Source organism: Collinsella sp. LCP21S3_A3 (assembly GCF_052118905.1).
Classification (GTDB): domain Bacteria; phylum Actinomycetota; class Coriobacteriia; order Coriobacteriales; family Coriobacteriaceae; genus Collinsella.
Genome location: NZ_JBQKGH010000001.1, coordinates 104,515 through 122,453, shown reverse-complemented (window position 1 = coordinate 122,453; position 17,939 = coordinate 104,515). Strand labels below are relative to the sequence as shown.

Sequence of the window (17,939 nt, the reverse complement as noted above, 5' to 3'; positions counted from 1 at the left end):
GGTTTTTAGATACATAAATGCCAGAGTCATTCTAGCCTATATGTTTGATGGCGAAACGGTTTAGCGGTCAATTGGATTGTCCTATTTGGCCCCATGCAAAAGCGGCGGGAAGGTTGTCGCAACCCGCCCGCCGCCGCGGCAATAGAAATCGATAGACGCCAGGCGTTACGCCTTGAGCGTGAGCACCGCGCCGAAGGCGGTCGGGCCGCAATGGCTCGAGATGACGCCGCCGACCTGAGTCCAGGTAACGTCCTTAAAGCCCAGGTCGTGCGCATAGACTTCCATGTCGTCGCGCAGCTCCTCGGAAAGGCCTACCGAATACGCCAGGCCAATGTGCGAGTAGTCAATTTCGCCCTTCGCAACCATGTGGTCAATAAAGGCGCGGGCGCACTTGAGCATAGAGCCGCGAAACTTCTTGGTCGCCACGAACTTGCCACCCGTTACCTCGATGCAGGGCTTAATCTTGAGCAGATGGGCGCCTAGGAACGCGACGTTGGACAAGCGACCGCCCGCCTTAAGGAAGGCAAGGTCGGTAGGAACAAAGCCCAGCAACACGCGGTCCATAACGGAGCTCGTAAAAGCAAAGATCTCGTCGACGGTGGCATCGGGATGAGCCTCGATGTATTTGGCGGTCTCGACGACAACAAGCGACTGGCCCACCGAGACAAAACGCGTGTCCATGGAGAACACGTAGTCGCGCCCCTCTGCCGCGATCTTCGAGGACTGATGCGAACAGGTCGTGGCCTCGGAATACGCAAGATGCAAAATGGTCGCGTTGGGCTGCTCGGCGTGAATGCGGTCGTACACGCGAGAGAAATCTGCCGGCGCGCAGCCGCTGGTCTTGGGCATCACGCCAAACTCGTTGCAGCGCGAATAGATCTCGAGCGGATCGATCGAGCCGTCCTCGACGGTCTCGTCACCAATCGTGACATGCATGGGCACACGCACGATGCCGTAGCGTTCGCAGAGCTCTGGCGTCACATCCGAACCAGATTCAACCACGATTACGTACTTGCCCATTCTTATCACGACCCATCTCGACGTTGACTTTTTAATATGTGACGCACGTCCGCCGTCCTGCTACAGAACGGCCTCCAAGCGCCAAAGAGACGCCGTCCCTTGCACAAAACAAAGGACAGCGTCTCCCTGGAAAACTCCGTTCTTAACTGAGATTTTACACGCTTTATTACTAAGTGTTACTTACTCCGCAAACGGTAGCTATACGCGATAAACGGTAGCAAGTAAGTATCCAGAACGCTCAACCCATTAGGAGAGTTCCGCCTAAAGGGTGACTACAAAGGACCCCCGCCGGGGCTGTTTGGGCTACCTCCCAAAACATTCCGCAGGACGCAAGAAGCCCTCGCCGCACGAAGTGCGCAGCGAGGGCTTCTTGCATGTCCGAGGACACCAATTTAATTTAGCGTGGTTCCCTAAAGTGCGATAACGCAGGAGACCCGGCAAGGCCGGGAGCACTTTGCCTCGCAAACATTCCGCAGCCGCGAAGCGGCGAGGACGTTTGAGAGGCAAAGTGCGTAGGCCTTACCGGGTCTCCGGTGGGAGTTGAGTCCCTTTAGAACTTGTTGTGGAAGGTACGCGAAATGACCTCGTCCTGCTGCTCCTTGGTGAGCGTGTGGAAGTTCACGGCATAGCCGGAAACGCGGATGGTCAGCTGCGGGTACTTCTCGGGGTGAGCCTGAGCGTCGAGCAGCGTCTCACGGTTGAAGACGTTGATGTTCAGGTGGTGGCCACCCTTCTCGGCGTAAGCGTCGAGCATGTGGACCAAGTTATCGGCCTGAGTCTCGGAAACTTCAGAAACCTTCATAATGTGTCTCCTTCAATCGATCGGCGCCGGCCGAAACCGGCGCACTAATCAGTAATCGTTATTGTTAGTATAGCACTAACAATAGTTACTCGCCCAGCTGATCAAGGTCGATATCACCAAAGAACACCTGGTCCTCCTTGCCGAGCGCGCCCGGGATGATGGAGAAGGTGTTGGAGATGCCGTCCTGGGCATCGCGGAACGGGAGCTTGGAAACCGAAGACAGCGAAGCGATGGCGCCCTGGCTATCGCGCTTGTGCATGGGGTTAGCACCCGGGGCGAACGGCTGGCCAGCCTTGCGGCCGTCGGGCGTGGAGCCGGTCTTCTTACCGTACACGACGTTGGAGGTAATGGTCAGAACCGAGGTCGTGGGCACGGAGTTGCGGTAGGTGTCGTTCATGCGTATGTACTCCATGAACTGGTGCACAACGTCGTGAGCGATCTGGTCGACGCGGTCGTCGTCGTTACCGTACTTGGGGAACTCGCCCTCGGTCTCGAAGTCGACGATGATGCCGTTCTCGTCACGGACGGGGTGAACCTTGGCGTACTTGATGGCGGACAGGGAGTCAGCCACGACGGAAAGGCCAGCGATGCCCGTAGCGAACCAGCGGTGCACGTGCTTGTCGTGCAGAGCCATCTGGATGCGCTCGTAGCAATACTTGTCGTGCATGTAGTGAATGATGTTCAGCGAGTTGACGTACACGCCAGCGAGCCACTTCATCATGTCGTTGTACTTGGCCATAACGTCATCGTAATCGAGCGTGTCGCCCTCGACGGCGCGATACTTGGGGCCGACCTGCTTCTTGGAGACCTCGTCAACACCGCCGTTGAGTGCGTACAGCAGGCACTTGGCCAGGTTGGCACGAGCGCCGAAGAACTGCATCTCCTTGCCAATGCGCATGGAGGACACGCAGCAGGCGATGCCGTAGTCGTCGCCGTGGTAAACGCGCATGAGGTCGTCGTTCTCGTACTGGACCGAGGAGCTGGCGACAGAAGTCTTGGCGCAGAACTTCTTGAAGTTCTCGGGAAGACGGGTCGACCACAGAACGGTCATGTTGGGCTCGGGGCTGGTGCCCATGTTCTCGAGCGTGTGCAGGTAGCGGAAGCTCATCTTGGTAACGAGCGTACGGCCGTCAACACCCATGCCGCCGATGGACTCGGTGACCCACTGCGGATCGCCGGTAAACAGGGCCTGGTACTCGGGGGTACGGGCAAACTTGACCATGCGGAGCTTCATGATGAAGTGATCCACGAACTCCTGGATCTGCTCCTCGGTAAAGGTACCGTTGGCAAGGTCGCGCTCAGCGTAGATGTCGATGAACGTAGAGGTACGGCCGATGGACATAGCGGCGCCGTTCTGCTCCTTGACGGCAGCGAGGTAGGCGAAGTACATCCACTGGATGGCCTCCTGCGTGTTGGTAGCAGGTTTGGAAATATCGAAACCATAGGTCTCGGCCATCATCTTGAGCTCGCCGAGGGCGCGGATCTGCTCCTGCAGCTCCTCGCGATCGCGGATGTTGTCGGCGGTCATGACCGTCGGGGTGGAAGCCTTCTGGGCCTCCTTGTCCTTGATCAGGTAGTCGACGCCGTACAGGGCGACACGACGGTAGTCGCCGATGATGCGGCCGCGGCCATAGCCATCGGGCAGACCGGTGATAATGTGAGCCGAGCGGCAAGCACGCATCTCGGGGGTGTAGACATCGAAGACGCCGGCGTTGTGGGTCTTGCGCTCGAAGGTGTAGCGCTCGACGACGTTCTCGTCGATCTTGTAGCCGTGCTGGCTGGCAGCCTGGCAAGCGATGCGGATACCACCGTTGACGTGCAGAGCGCGCTTGAGCGGCTTGTCAGTCTGAAGACCGACGATGGTCTCCTTCTCGCGGTGGGCGTTATCGATGTAGCCAGCGGGGTGGCTCACGATACCCGTGACAGTCTTGGTGTCCATATCGAGGACGCCGCCCTGCTCGCGCTCCTTGAGCAGCAGGTCGAGAACCTCGCCCCACAGCTCCTTGGTACGCTCGGTCGGACCGGCGAGGAACGATTCGTCGCCCTCGTAGGGGGTGTAGTTCTTCTGGATGAAGTCTCGGACGTCAACCTCTCCCGTCCAGATGCCTTCCTTGAAGCCTTCCCATGCCTCCTGCATTGTGTAACCACGCTCCTAGTTACGTATAATGCGGCGCTCTCTCACACCGCTGCTTATTGAATTCTTGAATGTTCGGGTTGAATGACCGGCTTCTTCCGTTCTTCACCACACGTTGGTATAGGAAAAAACGTTTGTCCACCTTGGAACTGCAACCCAAAACCCAAGATTTCACCCGTCTGAGAAGGATAACATAGCCACCCCCTTCATCAGGGCTGTTATATGTTTCTTTTTTTATACCATTAGGGCGTTTTTAACAAATCCGCAGGAAATGCGAGCGTGAACAACTACCGTTCACCGATTTGTTTGGTATTTTTCCTTGCCTTTGTACGACGTTCACTCTAGCTGTTATGCCAGCTTTATCAGGGTAAAGTGTCCCAGAGACCCACAGAAACTGCAGGGCGGCCCCGGGATTTCCCCCGGGGCCGCCCTGTGGCGTGGCTAGTTATTTAGCTTTGATTGCCGCTTGGCATTAAGCGGCTGCGGTGACCCTGTCGGCCGCGGCCTTTTTGCTGTCGCCGTGACCCTGGCCCTCAAAATGCTTGTAGCACCAGCTGGTGACCAGCGGGGTCAAAATGGCCGTCACGATGGCACACGCTGCAACCTGCGCCGTAGCCGTCGCGAGCACGGCGCCACCGTACATGGCCTCGTTGACACTCGCCATGGCGGCAGGCGTGGCCACATTGGCTCCGGCGCAGCTCGAAATGGCCGCACCTGCGACACCCGTACCGCCCGTGAACTTATCGACCGCGATGACGGGAATTGCAAAGACCACCGAGCAGATCACGCCGAGCAGGATGCCGGGAAGACCGCCGTTGATGAGCTGGCCAAAGGTCATGGTCGAACCCATGGCAAAGAAGACGAGCACGATGATGGCGGAAAGTGCCGGAGCCATCATCTTCTTAAAGCTCGGGAAAAGGTTACCCAGAATAATGCCGACGACGATCGGCAGGATGGCGCCCACGAGCGACCAGCCGATCGGAGCCTGGCCAGCAGCGCCGAGCACGATCATTGTGACCGGAGGGCCGACAACGAGTGTGGTGATGGCGACGGCGCCACGTTCGGCCTCGTTGCCCATGGTGCCCATCAGACCAGCGTACATAGCGTTGTTGGCGCCGGTGCAAGCCGCCAGCATCACCATGGCAGAGATGCCAAACAGGTTGTCGTTGAATACATAAAGGATGAGCAGCGACACGGCAACGACCACGATCTGCTTGACAGCGATGATGATGGCGCCGCGTGCAGCGGCGGCAGGCGCACTTTTAAACGAAATCGTCGTACCGACGATGAGCAAAAAAGCGCCCACGAGTGGGCTTGCACCCTGCTGGGTCATGCCAAGCGTAAAGCTGCCGAGCGTTTTGAACAGGTCGGGGAATAGCGTGTTGAGCAAGCAGCCCAGCAAAAGCGGCACCAAAATATTGGCGCCCGGGATGGACGACATCTTAAAGAACGGCTCCTTTGCAGCCGGCGCCTCCACCGCAGTCGATTCACTCATATATATCTCCTTTGGATGCATGCGAATCGTAGCCGCACGCGTCTATGTCAGAAAGAAAGCGACAACCCCGATTCGCCAGGGTCGCCGCCAAACGATTACCGCGGGGTATTACCCGTCCAGGACGATGCCGCCGTCGCAGTCACCGATCTCGCCGTTCACGAAGCTGGCGAGGTCGGAAGCGAAGAACAGCACCATCTGCGCAGGCTCGCTGGCCTGGGCGGCGCGGCCCAGAGGAATACCGTTGATGATGCGCTGAGAGTTCTCGTCAGAAAGGATCGACGTCATGTCGGTAAGCGTGAGCGACGGGCACACAGCGTTGCAGCGGATGCCGAACTTACCGCCCTCCTTGGCGACCGCCTTGGTAAGGCCGTTGACACCGGCCTTGGAGCTCGCGTAGGCCGCGGTGCCGAGCAGGCCGCCGCCGATCTTGCCAGCAACGGAGCTCACGTTGACGATAGTGCCGGCATGTGCCGCCTTAAAGTGCGGGTACACGGCATTCATCATGGTAAAGGTGCCGTTGAGGTTGATGTCGATGGTGCGACGCCACTCGGTGTCGTCGATCTCGTCAAACTTCTTGGTGCTGATGACACCGGCGCAGTTGATCAGGATGTTGGTTTGCGGCAGGTCCGTAAAAATCTGCTCGACGGTCTCGCGCGCCTTGGGCGCATCGGCGACATCGAGCTGATAGAACTTGTTGCCCTCGCCAAGCTCGGCCACAGCCGCCTCGCCCTTAGCAGCGTTCCTTGCGATGAGCGCGACGTGTCCGCCGCCCGCAACGATACCCTTGGCAATCTCGAGGCCAATGCCCTGAGTGCCACCGGTAACGATCGCGGTTTTACCCGTGAAGTCAAATGCCATGACTCCAACCCCCTTGATTCAGATGTCTCCTTGCGGGAAGTTGGAGCATCGCACATGGCGATAAATGAGTCCCAGTCGTCATGGTGGTGACAACCCCTCGCCTAACCGCGGGCATGATAGTTCTTTGAAACGCTTCAGCAATTGAATTATTTTAAGTCTTTATGCGCTCTTTATATTGCCTAGTGGCCAAGTAGATTTTTGGGACATGTCCAGAAATCTACCGAATAGGATGGTTGAGTGGGGGTATTATTTTTCACCGAAAATAGTTTCTAGTGTTAGGGGTTTTCGGTGAAAGATACCGATTTCCGTGAACTTGGGCGTCAGCTCCTTACCGAGTTCGGCAGTATGCATCAGCGCATTTCGCGCTTTGCGGACAAAGCCCTCAGTGGTGAGATGGCCGTCATGCGCGCCCTCATGCTCGCTGGCGGTTCGCTCACGCCAAGCGAACTCGCCGATCGTGCCTGGGTCTCGAGCGCCCGCATCGCCAATATCCTGCGCGCTCTCGAAGCCAAAGGCTGGGTCGAGCGCGAGCACTCAAAGACCGACCGTCGTCGCGTACACGTCACGGTGACCGACAAGGGATTCCATGATCTCGAAATCAAGCATCGGGAATTCGAGGACCGCACCGCGGCCTTCCTCGAGCAGCTCGGCGAAACAGATACCCAAGAGATGGTGCGCCTTCTTAGGCGTGCCAACGAAATTATCGACCGCAATCAAGAAAGGAGAGATGCCGAGTGAGGATTCTCAAGCTCTTTAAAAAGCATGTCCTGGCACTGTTCGCAGCTATCGTACTTATCGTAATCAGCTGCAACGCCGATCTAGCGCTGCCTACGTATATGAGCGACATCGTCGACGTGGGCGTGCAGCAAGGCGGTATCGCCTCGCCCGTACCTGACACCATTCGCACCGAATCGCTCGACGACCTCGAACTCTTTATGAGCGATAAGGACGCCAAAGCTGTGGAGGCCGTGTTTAGCAAGGCGGATAATAACGGCATTCGAACGTACAAGGGCACCGAGGAGGAGCGCGCCGACGGCGGCAAGATTGCCGACATCGTGAGCCTGCCCGAGACCGTCGTCCTTTCGTTCAACCAGGGCATTGACGCCAACTCCATGGATGACATGATGGGTTCGTCCAGCGAGAATAACAACAACGCCGCCCAGGCCATGCCCACCCCCGAGCAGATGGCGGCAATGACGCCCGAGCAGCTCGCCGAGATGCAGCAGAAGGCCGCGGCAGCGCAGAACATGCAAAAGCAGATTGATACCGACGGCGGTAAGATCACCATGAAGAGCCTGCGCCTAGGCGTTGAAGGCGGCCTAATCGACCAGGGCAAGCTCGTCGAGGGCGCCAACGATATGGCGGACAAAATGGGCTCCATGTCGGGTTCCATCGTGACCCAACGCGCCGTGAGCTATGTACAAGACGAGTACAAGGCGCAGGGCATCGACCCCGCCGACGTGCAGAACGCCTATCTGGGCCGCATGGCAACCACGATGTTTGGTCTGTGCCTGATCTCGCTCATCGCCACCATCCTGACCGGCGCCGTGGCCTCGCGCACCGCCTGTTCCATCGCACGCGACCTGCGCCGCGAGACCTTCAACAAGGTTATGCACTTCTCGCCGGCCGAGGTGGGTAAGTTTAGCCAGGCCTCGCTCATCACCCGCTGCACCAACGACATTCAGCAGATTCAGATGGCCGCAACCCTGTTTATCCGCATGTGCCTGATGGCCCCCGTCATGGGCATCGTCGCCGTCATGCGCGTCCTGGCCAACCACACCGGCCTGGAATGGACCATCGCTGTGGCCATCATCGCGGTCTCGGCCGTCGTCGGCGTGCTTATGGGCCTCACCATGCCCAAGTTCAAAAAGATGCAGAGCTTTGTGGACCGCGTGAACCTCACCGCCCGCGAGCTGCTCGACGGCCTTATGCCCATCCGCTCGTTCAACCGCGAGGAGCATGAGCTCGAGCGTTTTGACAAGGCTTCGCTCGACCTAATGACCACGCAGCTCTACACCAATCGTGCCATGAGCTTTATGATGCCGCTCATGATGCTCGTCATGAACTGCATCACCGTGCTTATCGTCTGGTTTGGCGCGCAGGGCGTGTCCGATGGCGTGATGCAGGTCGGCAACATGATGGCGTTTATCTCCTACACCATGCAGATCGTCATGGCGTTTATGATCCTCACCATGGTTTCGGTCATCCTGCCCCGCGCCGAGGTCGCAGCCGAGCGCGTGGAAGAGGTCATCACCTGCCCCACGAGCATCAACGACCCCGCCTCGCCCAAACTGCCCGCGGCCAGCGCACCGCGCGGTGAGCTCACCTTCCGCGACGTGAGCTTCCAGTATCCCGATGCCCGCGCCGACGTCCTTAGCGGCGTGAACTTCACCACGCATGCCGGTCAGATGCTCGGCATCATTGGTTCCACGGGCTCGGGCAAGTCCACGCTCGTACAGCTGATTCCGCGCTTATACGACGTCACGGGCGGCAGCATTTCACTCGACGGCATCGACGTGCGCGATATGACCCTTTCCGAGCTTCGCCGCCGCATTGGTTACATCCCGCAGCAGGGACGTCTGTTCTCGGGCACCGTGGAGAGCAACCTTAAGTTTGCCGGCGACATGGTAAGCGACGAGAACATGCACGAGGCCGCGCGCATCGCCCAAGCCGAGGACTTTATCGCCGAGCGCGAGGGCGGCTACGACTCCCCCATCAGCCAGGGCGGCTCCAATGTCTCGGGCGGTCAGCGCCAGCGTCTGGCCATCGCCCGCGCGTTGGCAAAAAAGCCCGAGGTCCTGGTGTTCGATGACTCGTTTAGCGCCCTCGACTACAAGACCGACGCGCGCCTGCGCGAAGAGCTTGCCAAAAACGTTACCGACGCCGCGCTCGTTGTCGTAGCCCAGCGCATCGCGACCATCATGCACGCCGACCAGATCATCGTGCTCGACGACGGTCACGTGGTGGGCACTGGTACGCACGAGGAGCTGCTGCACATCTGCCCGGCGTACCTGGAGATCGCACAGTCGCAGCTTTCCGCCGAGGAGCTGGGGCTCACTCAAGAAGAAATTGCAGCCGTTATGGAGGGAGGCGAGCACTAATGGCAGACGAGACCAAGACTCAGATTCCCAAGCCCACCCGCCAGCGCGGTCCCATGGGCCGCATGGGTGGCATGGGCCGCGGCGAGAAGGCCAAGGACTTTAAGGGCGCCATGCGGCAGTTGCTCGGCTATATCGGTCAACACAAGGTTGCCGTGCTTGCCGCCGTCGCCTTTGCCGTGTGCTCGGTCGTCTTTAACATTGTGGGACCCAAGGTGCTCGGCCAGGTTACGACCAAGCTGTTCGAAGGCCTGGTCGCCAAGGTCAACGGTACCGGCGATGTCGACTTTGCCTGGATCGCCAAGACGCTCGGCTTTTTGCTCTGCCTGTATCTGGCAAGCTCTGTTTGCAGCCTCATCCAGGGCTGGCTCATGACCGGCGTCACGCAAAAGATTTGCTACCGCATGCGCAAGGAGATCGCCGCCAAGATCGCTGTCGTGCCGATGAGCTACTTTAACGGACACAGCAAGGGCGATGTGCTCAGCCGCATCACCAACGACGTCGATACGCTGGGTCAGTCGCTCAACCAGAGCGTGACGCAGCTCATCACGTCGGTGACGCAGATTATCGGCGTGCTCGTCATGATGCTGTCGATCAGCCTGCCGCTTACCGGCGTCACCGTGCTCACACTGCCGGCCGCCGCGATTATCCTGACCGTGATGATTCATTTCTCGCAACCGTACTTCCGCGAGCAGCAGCAGGTCCTGGGCACCGTCAACGGCATTATCGAGGAGGACTTTGCCGGCCAGAACGTCATTCAGGTGTTCGACCGCGCCGAGGCCTCAATCGAAGAGTTCGACCGTCAAAACGACCGCCTCTTTATTAGTGGCTGGCGCTCGCAGTTCCTGTCGGGCCTGATGATGCCGCTTATGAGCTTGGTGGGCAACATGGGCTACGTGGGCGTGGTCGTGGTGGGTGCACAGCTCGCGCTGACCGGCAATGCCACGCCCGGCGACATCCAGAGCTTTATCCAGTACGTTCGCAACTTTACGCAACCCGTGCAGCAGCTGGGCAACGTGAGCAACACGATGCAGTCTATGGCCGCTGCCACCGAGCGCGTCTTTGAGTTCCTGGCCGCGCCCGAGGAGGAGCAGAAGGCCGACGCGCAGATTCCCGAAAAGCGCCCTGGCCATGTGGAGTTTGACCACGTCAAGTTTGGCTACACGCCCGACAAGACCATCATCCACGACTTTAGCTGCGAGGCACAGCCCGGCCAGACCATCGCCATCGTCGGTCCCACCGGCGCCGGCAAGACCACGCTCATTAAGCTGCTACAGCGCTTCTACGACGTGGACGGCGGCTCGCTGCGCGTCGATGGCGTCGACGTACGCGATTGGGACCGCGCGGCACTGCGCGGCGAGTTTGCCATGGTGCTGCAGGATACGTGGCTGTTTAACGGCACCATCCGCGAGAACATCCGCTACGGACGCCCCGATGCAAGCGATGCCGAGGTCGAGGCCGCTGCACGCGCTGCACGCTGCGACCACTTTATCCATACGCTCGCCGGCGGTTACAACTTTATGATCAACGAGGAAGGCACCAACCTTTCGCAGGGCCAACGCCAGCTCGTGACCATTGCCCGCGCCATTTTGGCCGACCGCCCGGCGCTGATTTTGGACGAGGCGACATCCAACGTCGATACCCGCACCGAGGAGCTTATTCAGCGCGCCACGGATGCGCTGATGCAGGGCCGTACCAGCTTTGTTATCGCACACCGCCTGTCCACGATCCGCAACGCCGACGTGATCTTGGTAATTCGCGACGGCGACATCGTCGAGAAGGGCACGCACGACGAGCTGCTCGCCCAGGGCGGCTTCTACGCCGACCTGTACAACTCGCAGTTCGACGAAGCGGCGTAAATTCTGCCGCAGGGAACGAATAACACCCGAGAACGGGGGCGCAGGACAACCTGCGCTCCCGTTTTTTGTTCTGCGACCCTCAAACCGCCTCCCCTGGGACCAAATCGACGGCCTCTTCCAAGCCGCGTGGCATCATTCCATTCCAGGGCCAGCCAACGTTTGCCCAGATAAAACCTGCCAAAATAAACCTGTCCCTTTTTGGCAGGTTTTGGGGTGACGAGGGCTTGCACTTTAGCGTGCGACAGCGGATAATGCCGAGCATTCGACAATACACACTTTGTCTTATTTGATTGAGGAGGCCCCGTATGGCCATGGAATTCAAGCGCAGGCTGCCGATCCCCATGGAAATCCGCGAGGAAATGCCGCTTTCCGCCGATCTTACCGCCAAAAAACAGGCATTCGACGCCGAGGTCGCTAAGGTCTTTACCGGCGAGGACGCGCGCAAGGTGCTCATCATCGGCCCGTGCTCTGCCGACCGCGAGGACTCGGTGCTTGAGTACATGAGCCGACTGGCCAAGGTCGCCGAAGAGGTCAAGGACAAACTCATCATCATTCCGCGCGTCTATACCAACAAGCCGCGCACCAAGGGCACCGGCTACAAGGGCCTGCTGCACAACCCCGATCCCGAGGCGCCCGATGACCTGCTCGAGGGCGTTAAAGCCATCCGCCATATGCACCTGCGCGTCATCGAGGAGACCGGTTTCTTTACCGCCGATGAGATGCTCTACCCGTCCAACTACCAGTACCTCGTCGACCTGCTGAGCTACGTCGCCGTGGGCGCGCGCTCGGTCGAGAACCAGGAGCATCGTCTGGTGTCGAGCGGCATTTCGGTGCCTGTGGGCATGAAGAACCCCACCGCCGGTTCCACCACCGTCATGCTCAACTCCATCTACGCCGCCCAGGCACATCAAAGCTTCATCTTCCGCAACTGGGAGGTCGAGTGCGACGGCAATCCGCTCGCGCACGCCGTCATGCGTGGCTACATTGGTCTCGACGGTCGTACCTACCCCAATTACCACTACGAGCATCTGGAGCGTCTGGCTGAGCGCTATACCGAGCATGCCGGCTACGCTAACCCGGCAGCGGTCATCGACTGCAACCACGACAACTCGGGCAAGCGCCCGCTGGAGCAGCACCGCATCTGCAAGGAGGTGCTCGACAGCTGCCGCCGCAACGAGTCCATCTCCAAGCTGGTCAAGGGCTTTATGATCGAATCCTACCTGGAGGACGGCAACCAGTCTGTCGACGGCGGCGTCTTTGGCAAGTCCATCACCGACCCGTGCCTGGGCTGGGAAAAGACCGACTACCTCATCCACGAGATCGCAGAGCGGGTGTAGGTTACGGCGTTTTACCAAACGCCGTAACCGGCCGACGCTGCAAACCCGTACACGCGAGCAATCTGCCTTTCAGCTTCGACGGCATGACCAAAAGGTCAATGCCGCCTCGCTTCAAGGCACATTGCTCGCGTGTACGGGTTTTCGCTGACGTTTTTCTACCAGCGTCGTTGCCAAAGCTAGCACTTGGGGACGCTCCTTTTGGGGTGGTCGTTGGGGACGCTCTTGTTTGACTAGTCGTTTAAGAACGTCCCCAACGACTACCCGGGGGAGTTGCCTTCCCTCGCGGCGGTCTTCTAGCAGAAAAACCAAGTGAGTAGGCTTTTTGCAGGAAGCCAAGCACGCCCCAAAACGCCACAGCTCTGACCTGCGGTTTTATTGAGCATTTGTCGCGATGTGCTCGTCAGGTTCAAAAAAGTCTACTCACTTGTATCTGAGACGCACCAGGTTGGAAAAAACCGCCGCGAAAGGGCCCCTGGCCCCTTCGCGGCGGTCATACGCCTCTGATTTTGCGACGATTTTGCCCGCTTGTTACTCGCTGTAGCGGGTGGCTATGGCAGCTCGCACCATTCCGGTGCTCATGAGGTAGGTCACCAGGAAGTAGCCACCGTATGCTGCCAGGAAGATCGCGCAGGTGAGGCCCACAGTGCCGCCGATGCTCATATTTCCGAATATGCTCACCAGCTCGATAATCACCTTAAGTGCCACAAAGGAGTGCGCCAGACCCACTGCCAGCGGGAACAGGAAGAATACCGCCTGCTGCGCCATCACCGAATGGCGAATCTGGCGGTCGTCGCAGCCGATCTGTGCCAGCACACGATAGCTGCGGCTGCCGTCGGCCACGTTGGAGAGTTGCTGGATCGACAGAATCGCCGCGCATGCAACGACCAATACAAAGCCGATGTAGATGGCTAGGTAGCTAATAAGACCGTTCATTTGCGCTGCCTGCGTGTACATCTCGGAGCGTGTGATGAAGGTTCCCCAAAACCCCGGCTCCTTGCCGTCAACGAGCAGATTGTCGAGCAGAGTGTATTTAATGCTCTCGTCTGCCTCGGTCGTATCCATCCCCTGTTTGTAGTTAACGAGCAGGCTACTGGAATACGGCTGCAGATTAAGTTGGGACAACAGTTCGTCGGCAACGACGACGGTACCCGGATTACTGCCCATCGCCGAGTTGGCGATGGCCGCCGTATCTTCGTCCGACTTATCGGTTGCGGGTTTGAGCGTATGCCCGCCCAAGGTAAGGGCATGGCCGCCAGCCATATACTTGGTGTACAGGTCGACCAGCTCGCCGCCCATATCACACGTGAGCAGATATTGGTCGCGGCCAATGCTCACCGGCTCCTCGCCCATCATCTGGCGCAGTTTGTTGTACTGGCTCGCCGGCGTCACAAACAGACCCATCGTATCGGCATTGCTACCCCCGAACGCCTTGGGAAGCTTTTCGCCCATGGTCTTGCACATCTCACTTGGGGTCACCGAAGGATTCGAGCCGCCAACCGGGTAACTCAGATACGAATCGATCTGTACATGCTCACCGGCAACATCGGCGATATCGACCTTCTTGCCGGTCTCGTCGTTGTTGTCCGCCGACTCGCCCTTGCCGTGCCATGCGGGGTACAAATCGACCGTTGTATCGGCCAGCACCATGCGATCGGCTTCATCAGACGGATTGACGTACTCTTTGTAGTAGTCGAGCGTATCGGGCGTGTAATAGACATACGTCTGCGACATATCGGCCGGCGTATAGCGCTCCAGATTCTCGTTCATCACATTGGCAATCGACATACCGCACGTCACCGAGGTGATGGCCAAAAACAGGAGCATCGCGATGACGCCCATCGAAAAGCACACCGTGTTGACCTTGGCCGCAAGCTGGCGCACGATAAACATGTTGAGGCCGCGCCAATACACGCCGCGCAGGCTCTGCAGCAGCTTGATAAGCATGCCCGAGAGTCCCCAAAACAGGGCAAAGGTACCCACGGTAACCATAGCGGTCGTAATGCCAAACTGGTTCATGGCCTCTTGCAGCTTGCTGTCCGTCGCGGTTAGCGGGAACCCATCACGTAGCAGACGGTAATAGGCCACGCCCACAAGCACCACGCCCACGGCAAAGATGGCAATCGCGATCCAGGGGTTGCGTGTCTTGATGCTCTCGTTGCGACGCTCGGCACCCATAAGCTCGATGAGTTTGGTACGACGCACGGCGCGAAGGTTCAGCAGTAGCGTGAGCACAAACATTACGAGCATGCAGGCAAGGGTCAGGTTGAACGCATGCACCGAGAAAAAGAAGTGGAAATTGGCGATCTGTGTCTTAAAGAGCGAGGCCGTAAAGAACGTCATGAGCTGGGAGAGTCCCACACCCAGCACAATGCCGGCGACAAAGGCCACAACCGATACTATCACGGTCTCGAGCGCCATGATCGTGGCGACGCGCCCGCGCCCCATACCGAGCACCTGGTACAGGCCAAACTCCTTCTTGCGGCGTTTCATGATGAAGTTATTGGCATACACCATCAAAAAGGCCATGACACCGGCCAAAAAGTACGTCAGGTAGCCGAGCATGCTGCCCATAACCTGCGCCAAGCCCTCTTCATCGATTCCGGCGATGTCGACCTGCATCGAGATGGTATTAAAGGCATAGAAGACCGTGACGCCCAGGGTGAGCGTCAAAAGGTAGACGAGGTAGTCGCGGCCGGCGCGGCGGACGTTGCCCCAAGCGAGTTTACAGAGCATCGGAGCCCTCACCGCCCATCATGGCAACGACCTCCATAATGCGGTCGAAGAACTCGCGGCGGCCGGTGTCTCCGCGGCGCAGCTCGGTGAAGATCTTGCCGTCGCGAATAAACAGCACACGGCTCGTGTAGCTGGCGGCAAAGCTGTCGTGCGTGACCATGAGCACGGTGGCGCGCAGGCGGCGGTTAAGGGCCTCCAGGCTCTCGAGCAGCAGGCGAGCGCTCTTGGAATCGAGGGCGCCGGTGGGCTCGTCGGCCATGATCATGGTGGGGTCGGTGACGAGCGCGCGAGCCGCGGCAACGCGCTGCTGCTGACCGCCGGACATCTGGTAGGGATACTTGTCGAGCACCTGACTGATGGACAGGCGCGCTGCCACATCCTGCACGCGGGTCGAGATCTCTGCCGAGTTTGTGCGGGCGATGGTGAGCGGCAGGGCGATGTTCTCGCGTGCCGTGAGCGTATCGAGCAGGTTGGAGTCCTGGAAGATAAAACCAAGCTCCTCGCGGCGGAACTGCGAAAGCTTAGCCTGCTTCATGCGCGTCACGTCCTGGCCGTTGATGCGGATCGCGCCGCTTGTGGCACTATCGATGGTCGACACGCAGTTGAGCAACGTCGACTTACCCGAGCCCGAAGCGCCCATGATGCCAACGAATTCGCCGCGGTTGACGGTAAAGCTGACGTCGTTGAGCGCGCGGGTCACGTTGCCCAGCGCTCCGTATACCTTTTCGAGATGCACGACTTCCAGTACCGGGGTCGCCATGTGCGTGGTTTGCATACCGAGTCCTTTCTTGCGATTAGTCTACGGCATCTATAGTCGCAAGAAGCCGAGTCGGCTACCATCGATATCGCTTACGCTTGCCTTACCGTTGCGTAAGGTAGGGGTAGTCTTTTTGGGACGGGGCTTTTTTAGCTACCCTATCCGTAGCCTTCGAAGCATGAGGCCGCATTTGACATAGGGCAGCTAAAAAAGCCCCGTCCCAAAAAGACTACCCAAATGAGCTGCCTTGTCATGTGTCGATGTTGAGAGAGGACTCCTGTTGAAGACTGTTCATGTTGCCGCTGGGATCATTCGCAAGGAAGGATCCGATGAGCTGCTTGCCGTGCAGCGCGGCTACGGCGACATGCAGGGACTTTGGGAGTTCCCCGGTGGCAAGCTCATGCGCGGCGAGACGCCCGAGGACGCCGTACGCCGCGAGCTCATGGAAGAGCTGCAGGTAAAAGTCACCAACCTGCGCGATTTCTATACCGTTGAGTACGACTACCCCGATTTTCATCTCTCCATGGAGTGCTACTACTGCTCGCTCGCCGATGACTCCGATGAGCCCCAGAAGCACGACCGCCAGCTCGATATCCGCTGGATTCCGCGCACCTCGCTTGCCACCGTTGAGTGGATGCCCGCCGACAAAGGGCTTATCGATGCTCTGATTGAGTTGAAGGAAGATCGGCTTGAGGCCAACGGCGCCGCCGATGACGCCACGCCCAACACGGCCGACAAACCCGCCACCAAGCCCAAGCGCGCACCTAAGCGCCGCAGCAAAAAGCGTCCCAAGCCAGGTCTGCTCGACGGCATCGATACCTCGGACCTCTCCGCTGACGAGCGCGAACTGGTGCGCCGTCGCGCCGCTATAAAAAAGTCCATGAAGGGCAACAAGCGCGCCAACACCAAACCCGAGCTGCTCGTTCGCCAGCGCCTGCGGGCAGCGGGCCTTACGGGATACCGTCTGGAATGGAAGGTACCCGGCAAGCCCGACATCGCCTTTCCCGGGCGCAAGATCGCCATTTTCGTCAACGGCTGCTTTTGGCATCGCTGCCCTAAGTGCAATCCGAGCCAGCCCAAGCGCAATGTTGAGTTTTGGGAGGCAAAGTTTCGCCGCAACGTCGAGCGCGACCGAGCCGCCATCGATGCGCTTACCCAAATGGGCTGGACGCCCATCACCGTCTGGGAATGTGAGCTCAAGAAAGACCGCATCGACGCCACCATGGAAAAGGTCATCGAACAGGTACGCGCCGCCGCACCGCAGCGCTAACAGCGATCATTCACACGCTCCGCACGTCCGCGCCACATCCGAGCCGCAAACCTTAGAAAGCCCTTAAGCTCAAAACCTTTCAAGAGTGTTATTCGATACCTTTGACCTGCAGTTTCACTGTTATAACAAACCTGATTAAGCCTTTCTTTAGTGCTTCTTTGCAGCAGCCGCGGCATAATACTGCCAACGAACGGGACCTAGCAGCACACCCCGTGCGCAACCTTTTGGTGGACATCGAGGAGGCCGCATAAGCATGCATTCTTCCAATGACGCAGCACAGCAGCCATCCCTAAAACATGCAGACCTTTTCTCCTTCCCCCCGACACAGAGAAACGGCCTCCTCGACTCCCCCACCACAAAAGCCAAACGCTCAACCGATCAGAATCTCAACTTGCGAATATCCTTCGATAAGCTCCAAGCATCCCTAAACAAGTCATTCCCCAACCAAGCCCGGGCATACTAGTCCCCCATCAACAAAGCGTCCCTAGCGCCCCACCCCTTCATCCCCAACGCCACAAGGGCGATCGAGCAGGGCCGTCCGGAAACGGAAAAGGGCCTATCTCTCAGAACATTCCG

12 protein-coding genes are annotated in these 17,939 nt (G+C 58.7%); 5 read left to right on the top strand and 7 right to left on the bottom strand.

Features of this window, described 5'->3' with window-relative positions:
• Positions 1–165: 165 nt before the first annotated feature.
• The 5 genes from ACTQ0H_RS00580 to ACTQ0H_RS00560 form a co-directional block, all read right to left on the bottom strand.
• The gene (locus tag ACTQ0H_RS00580) at positions 166–1,020 is read right to left on the bottom strand and encodes a DegV family protein (RefSeq protein WP_441063011.1); all 855 of its coding nucleotides are present in this window, start codon (positions 1,018–1,020) and stop codon (positions 166–168) included.
• A 550-nt stretch (positions 1,021–1,570) separates the two neighbouring features.
• Positions 1,571–1,822, bottom strand: a complete 252-nt coding sequence (gene grcA3 / locus ACTQ0H_RS00575) for an autonomous glycyl radical cofactor GrcA3 (RefSeq protein WP_055252439.1) — start codon at positions 1,820–1,822, stop codon at positions 1,571–1,573.
• An 85-nt stretch (positions 1,823–1,907) separates the two neighbouring features.
• Positions 1,908–3,959, bottom strand: a complete 2,052-nt coding sequence (pflB, locus tag ACTQ0H_RS00570) for a formate C-acetyltransferase (protein ID WP_427718174.1) — start codon at positions 3,957–3,959, stop codon at positions 1,908–1,910.
• Positions 3,960–4,428: 469 nt separating this feature from the next.
• A complete protein-coding gene (locus tag ACTQ0H_RS00565; RefSeq protein WP_441040829.1) occupies positions 4,429–5,451 on the bottom strand; it encodes a 2-keto-3-deoxygluconate permease in 1,023 nt (340 codons plus the stop codon).
• Positions 5,452–5,559: 108 nt separating this feature from the next.
• Complete coding sequence (locus ACTQ0H_RS00560; RefSeq protein WP_427728112.1) at positions 5,560–6,309, bottom strand: SDR family NAD(P)-dependent oxidoreductase; 750 nt, start codon at positions 6,307–6,309, stop codon at positions 5,560–5,562.
• Positions 6,310–6,597: 288 nt separating this feature from the next.
• Between ACTQ0H_RS00560 and ACTQ0H_RS00555 the strand changes: the two genes are divergently transcribed.
• From ACTQ0H_RS00555 to ACTQ0H_RS00540, 4 genes are all read left to right on the top strand, one after another.
• The gene (locus tag ACTQ0H_RS00555; protein ID WP_154514934.1) at positions 6,598–7,047 is read left to right on the top strand and encodes a MarR family winged helix-turn-helix transcriptional regulator; all 450 of its coding nucleotides are present in this window, start codon (positions 6,598–6,600) and stop codon (positions 7,045–7,047) included.
• Positions 7,044–9,410: an ABC transporter ATP-binding protein gene (locus ACTQ0H_RS00550; protein ID WP_441063010.1), complete on the top strand. Its 2,367-nt coding sequence runs from the start codon at positions 7,044–7,046 to the stop codon at positions 9,408–9,410. The genes ACTQ0H_RS00555 and ACTQ0H_RS00550 overlap by 4 nt, the downstream gene beginning before the upstream one ends.
• Positions 9,410–11,266: an ABC transporter ATP-binding protein gene (locus ACTQ0H_RS00545; protein WP_154514936.1), complete on the top strand. Its 1,857-nt coding sequence runs from the start codon at positions 9,410–9,412 to the stop codon at positions 11,264–11,266. Before ACTQ0H_RS00550 ends, ACTQ0H_RS00545 begins: the two co-directional genes overlap by 1 nt.
• Positions 11,267–11,571: 305 nt before the next feature.
• Positions 11,572–12,603 (top strand): 3-deoxy-7-phosphoheptulonate synthase, encoded by a 1,032-nt coding sequence (locus ACTQ0H_RS00540; protein WP_427748347.1) that lies wholly within the window; start codon positions 11,572–11,574, stop codon positions 12,601–12,603.
• Between the two features lie 528 nt (positions 12,604–13,131).
• Here ACTQ0H_RS00540 and ACTQ0H_RS00535 read toward each other — a convergent pair.
• Positions 13,132–15,336: an FtsX-like permease family protein gene (locus tag ACTQ0H_RS00535; RefSeq protein WP_441547678.1), complete on the bottom strand. Its 2,205-nt coding sequence runs from the start codon at positions 15,334–15,336 to the stop codon at positions 13,132–13,134.
• Positions 15,326–16,111 carry an ABC transporter ATP-binding protein gene (locus tag ACTQ0H_RS00530; RefSeq protein WP_441063008.1) on the bottom strand — a complete coding sequence of 262 codons (786 nt, stop codon included), beginning with the start codon at positions 16,109–16,111 and terminating at the stop codon, positions 15,326–15,328. Before ACTQ0H_RS00530 ends, ACTQ0H_RS00535 begins: the two co-directional genes overlap by 11 nt.
• Before the next feature lie 262 nt (positions 16,112–16,373).
• Here ACTQ0H_RS00530 and vsr point away from each other — a divergent pair, with 262 nt between their 5' ends.
• The gene (gene vsr, locus ACTQ0H_RS00525; RefSeq protein ID WP_441537814.1) at positions 16,374–17,363 is read left to right on the top strand and encodes a DNA mismatch endonuclease Vsr; all 990 of its coding nucleotides are present in this window, start codon (positions 16,374–16,376) and stop codon (positions 17,361–17,363) included.
• Positions 17,364–17,939 lie beyond the last annotated feature (576 nt).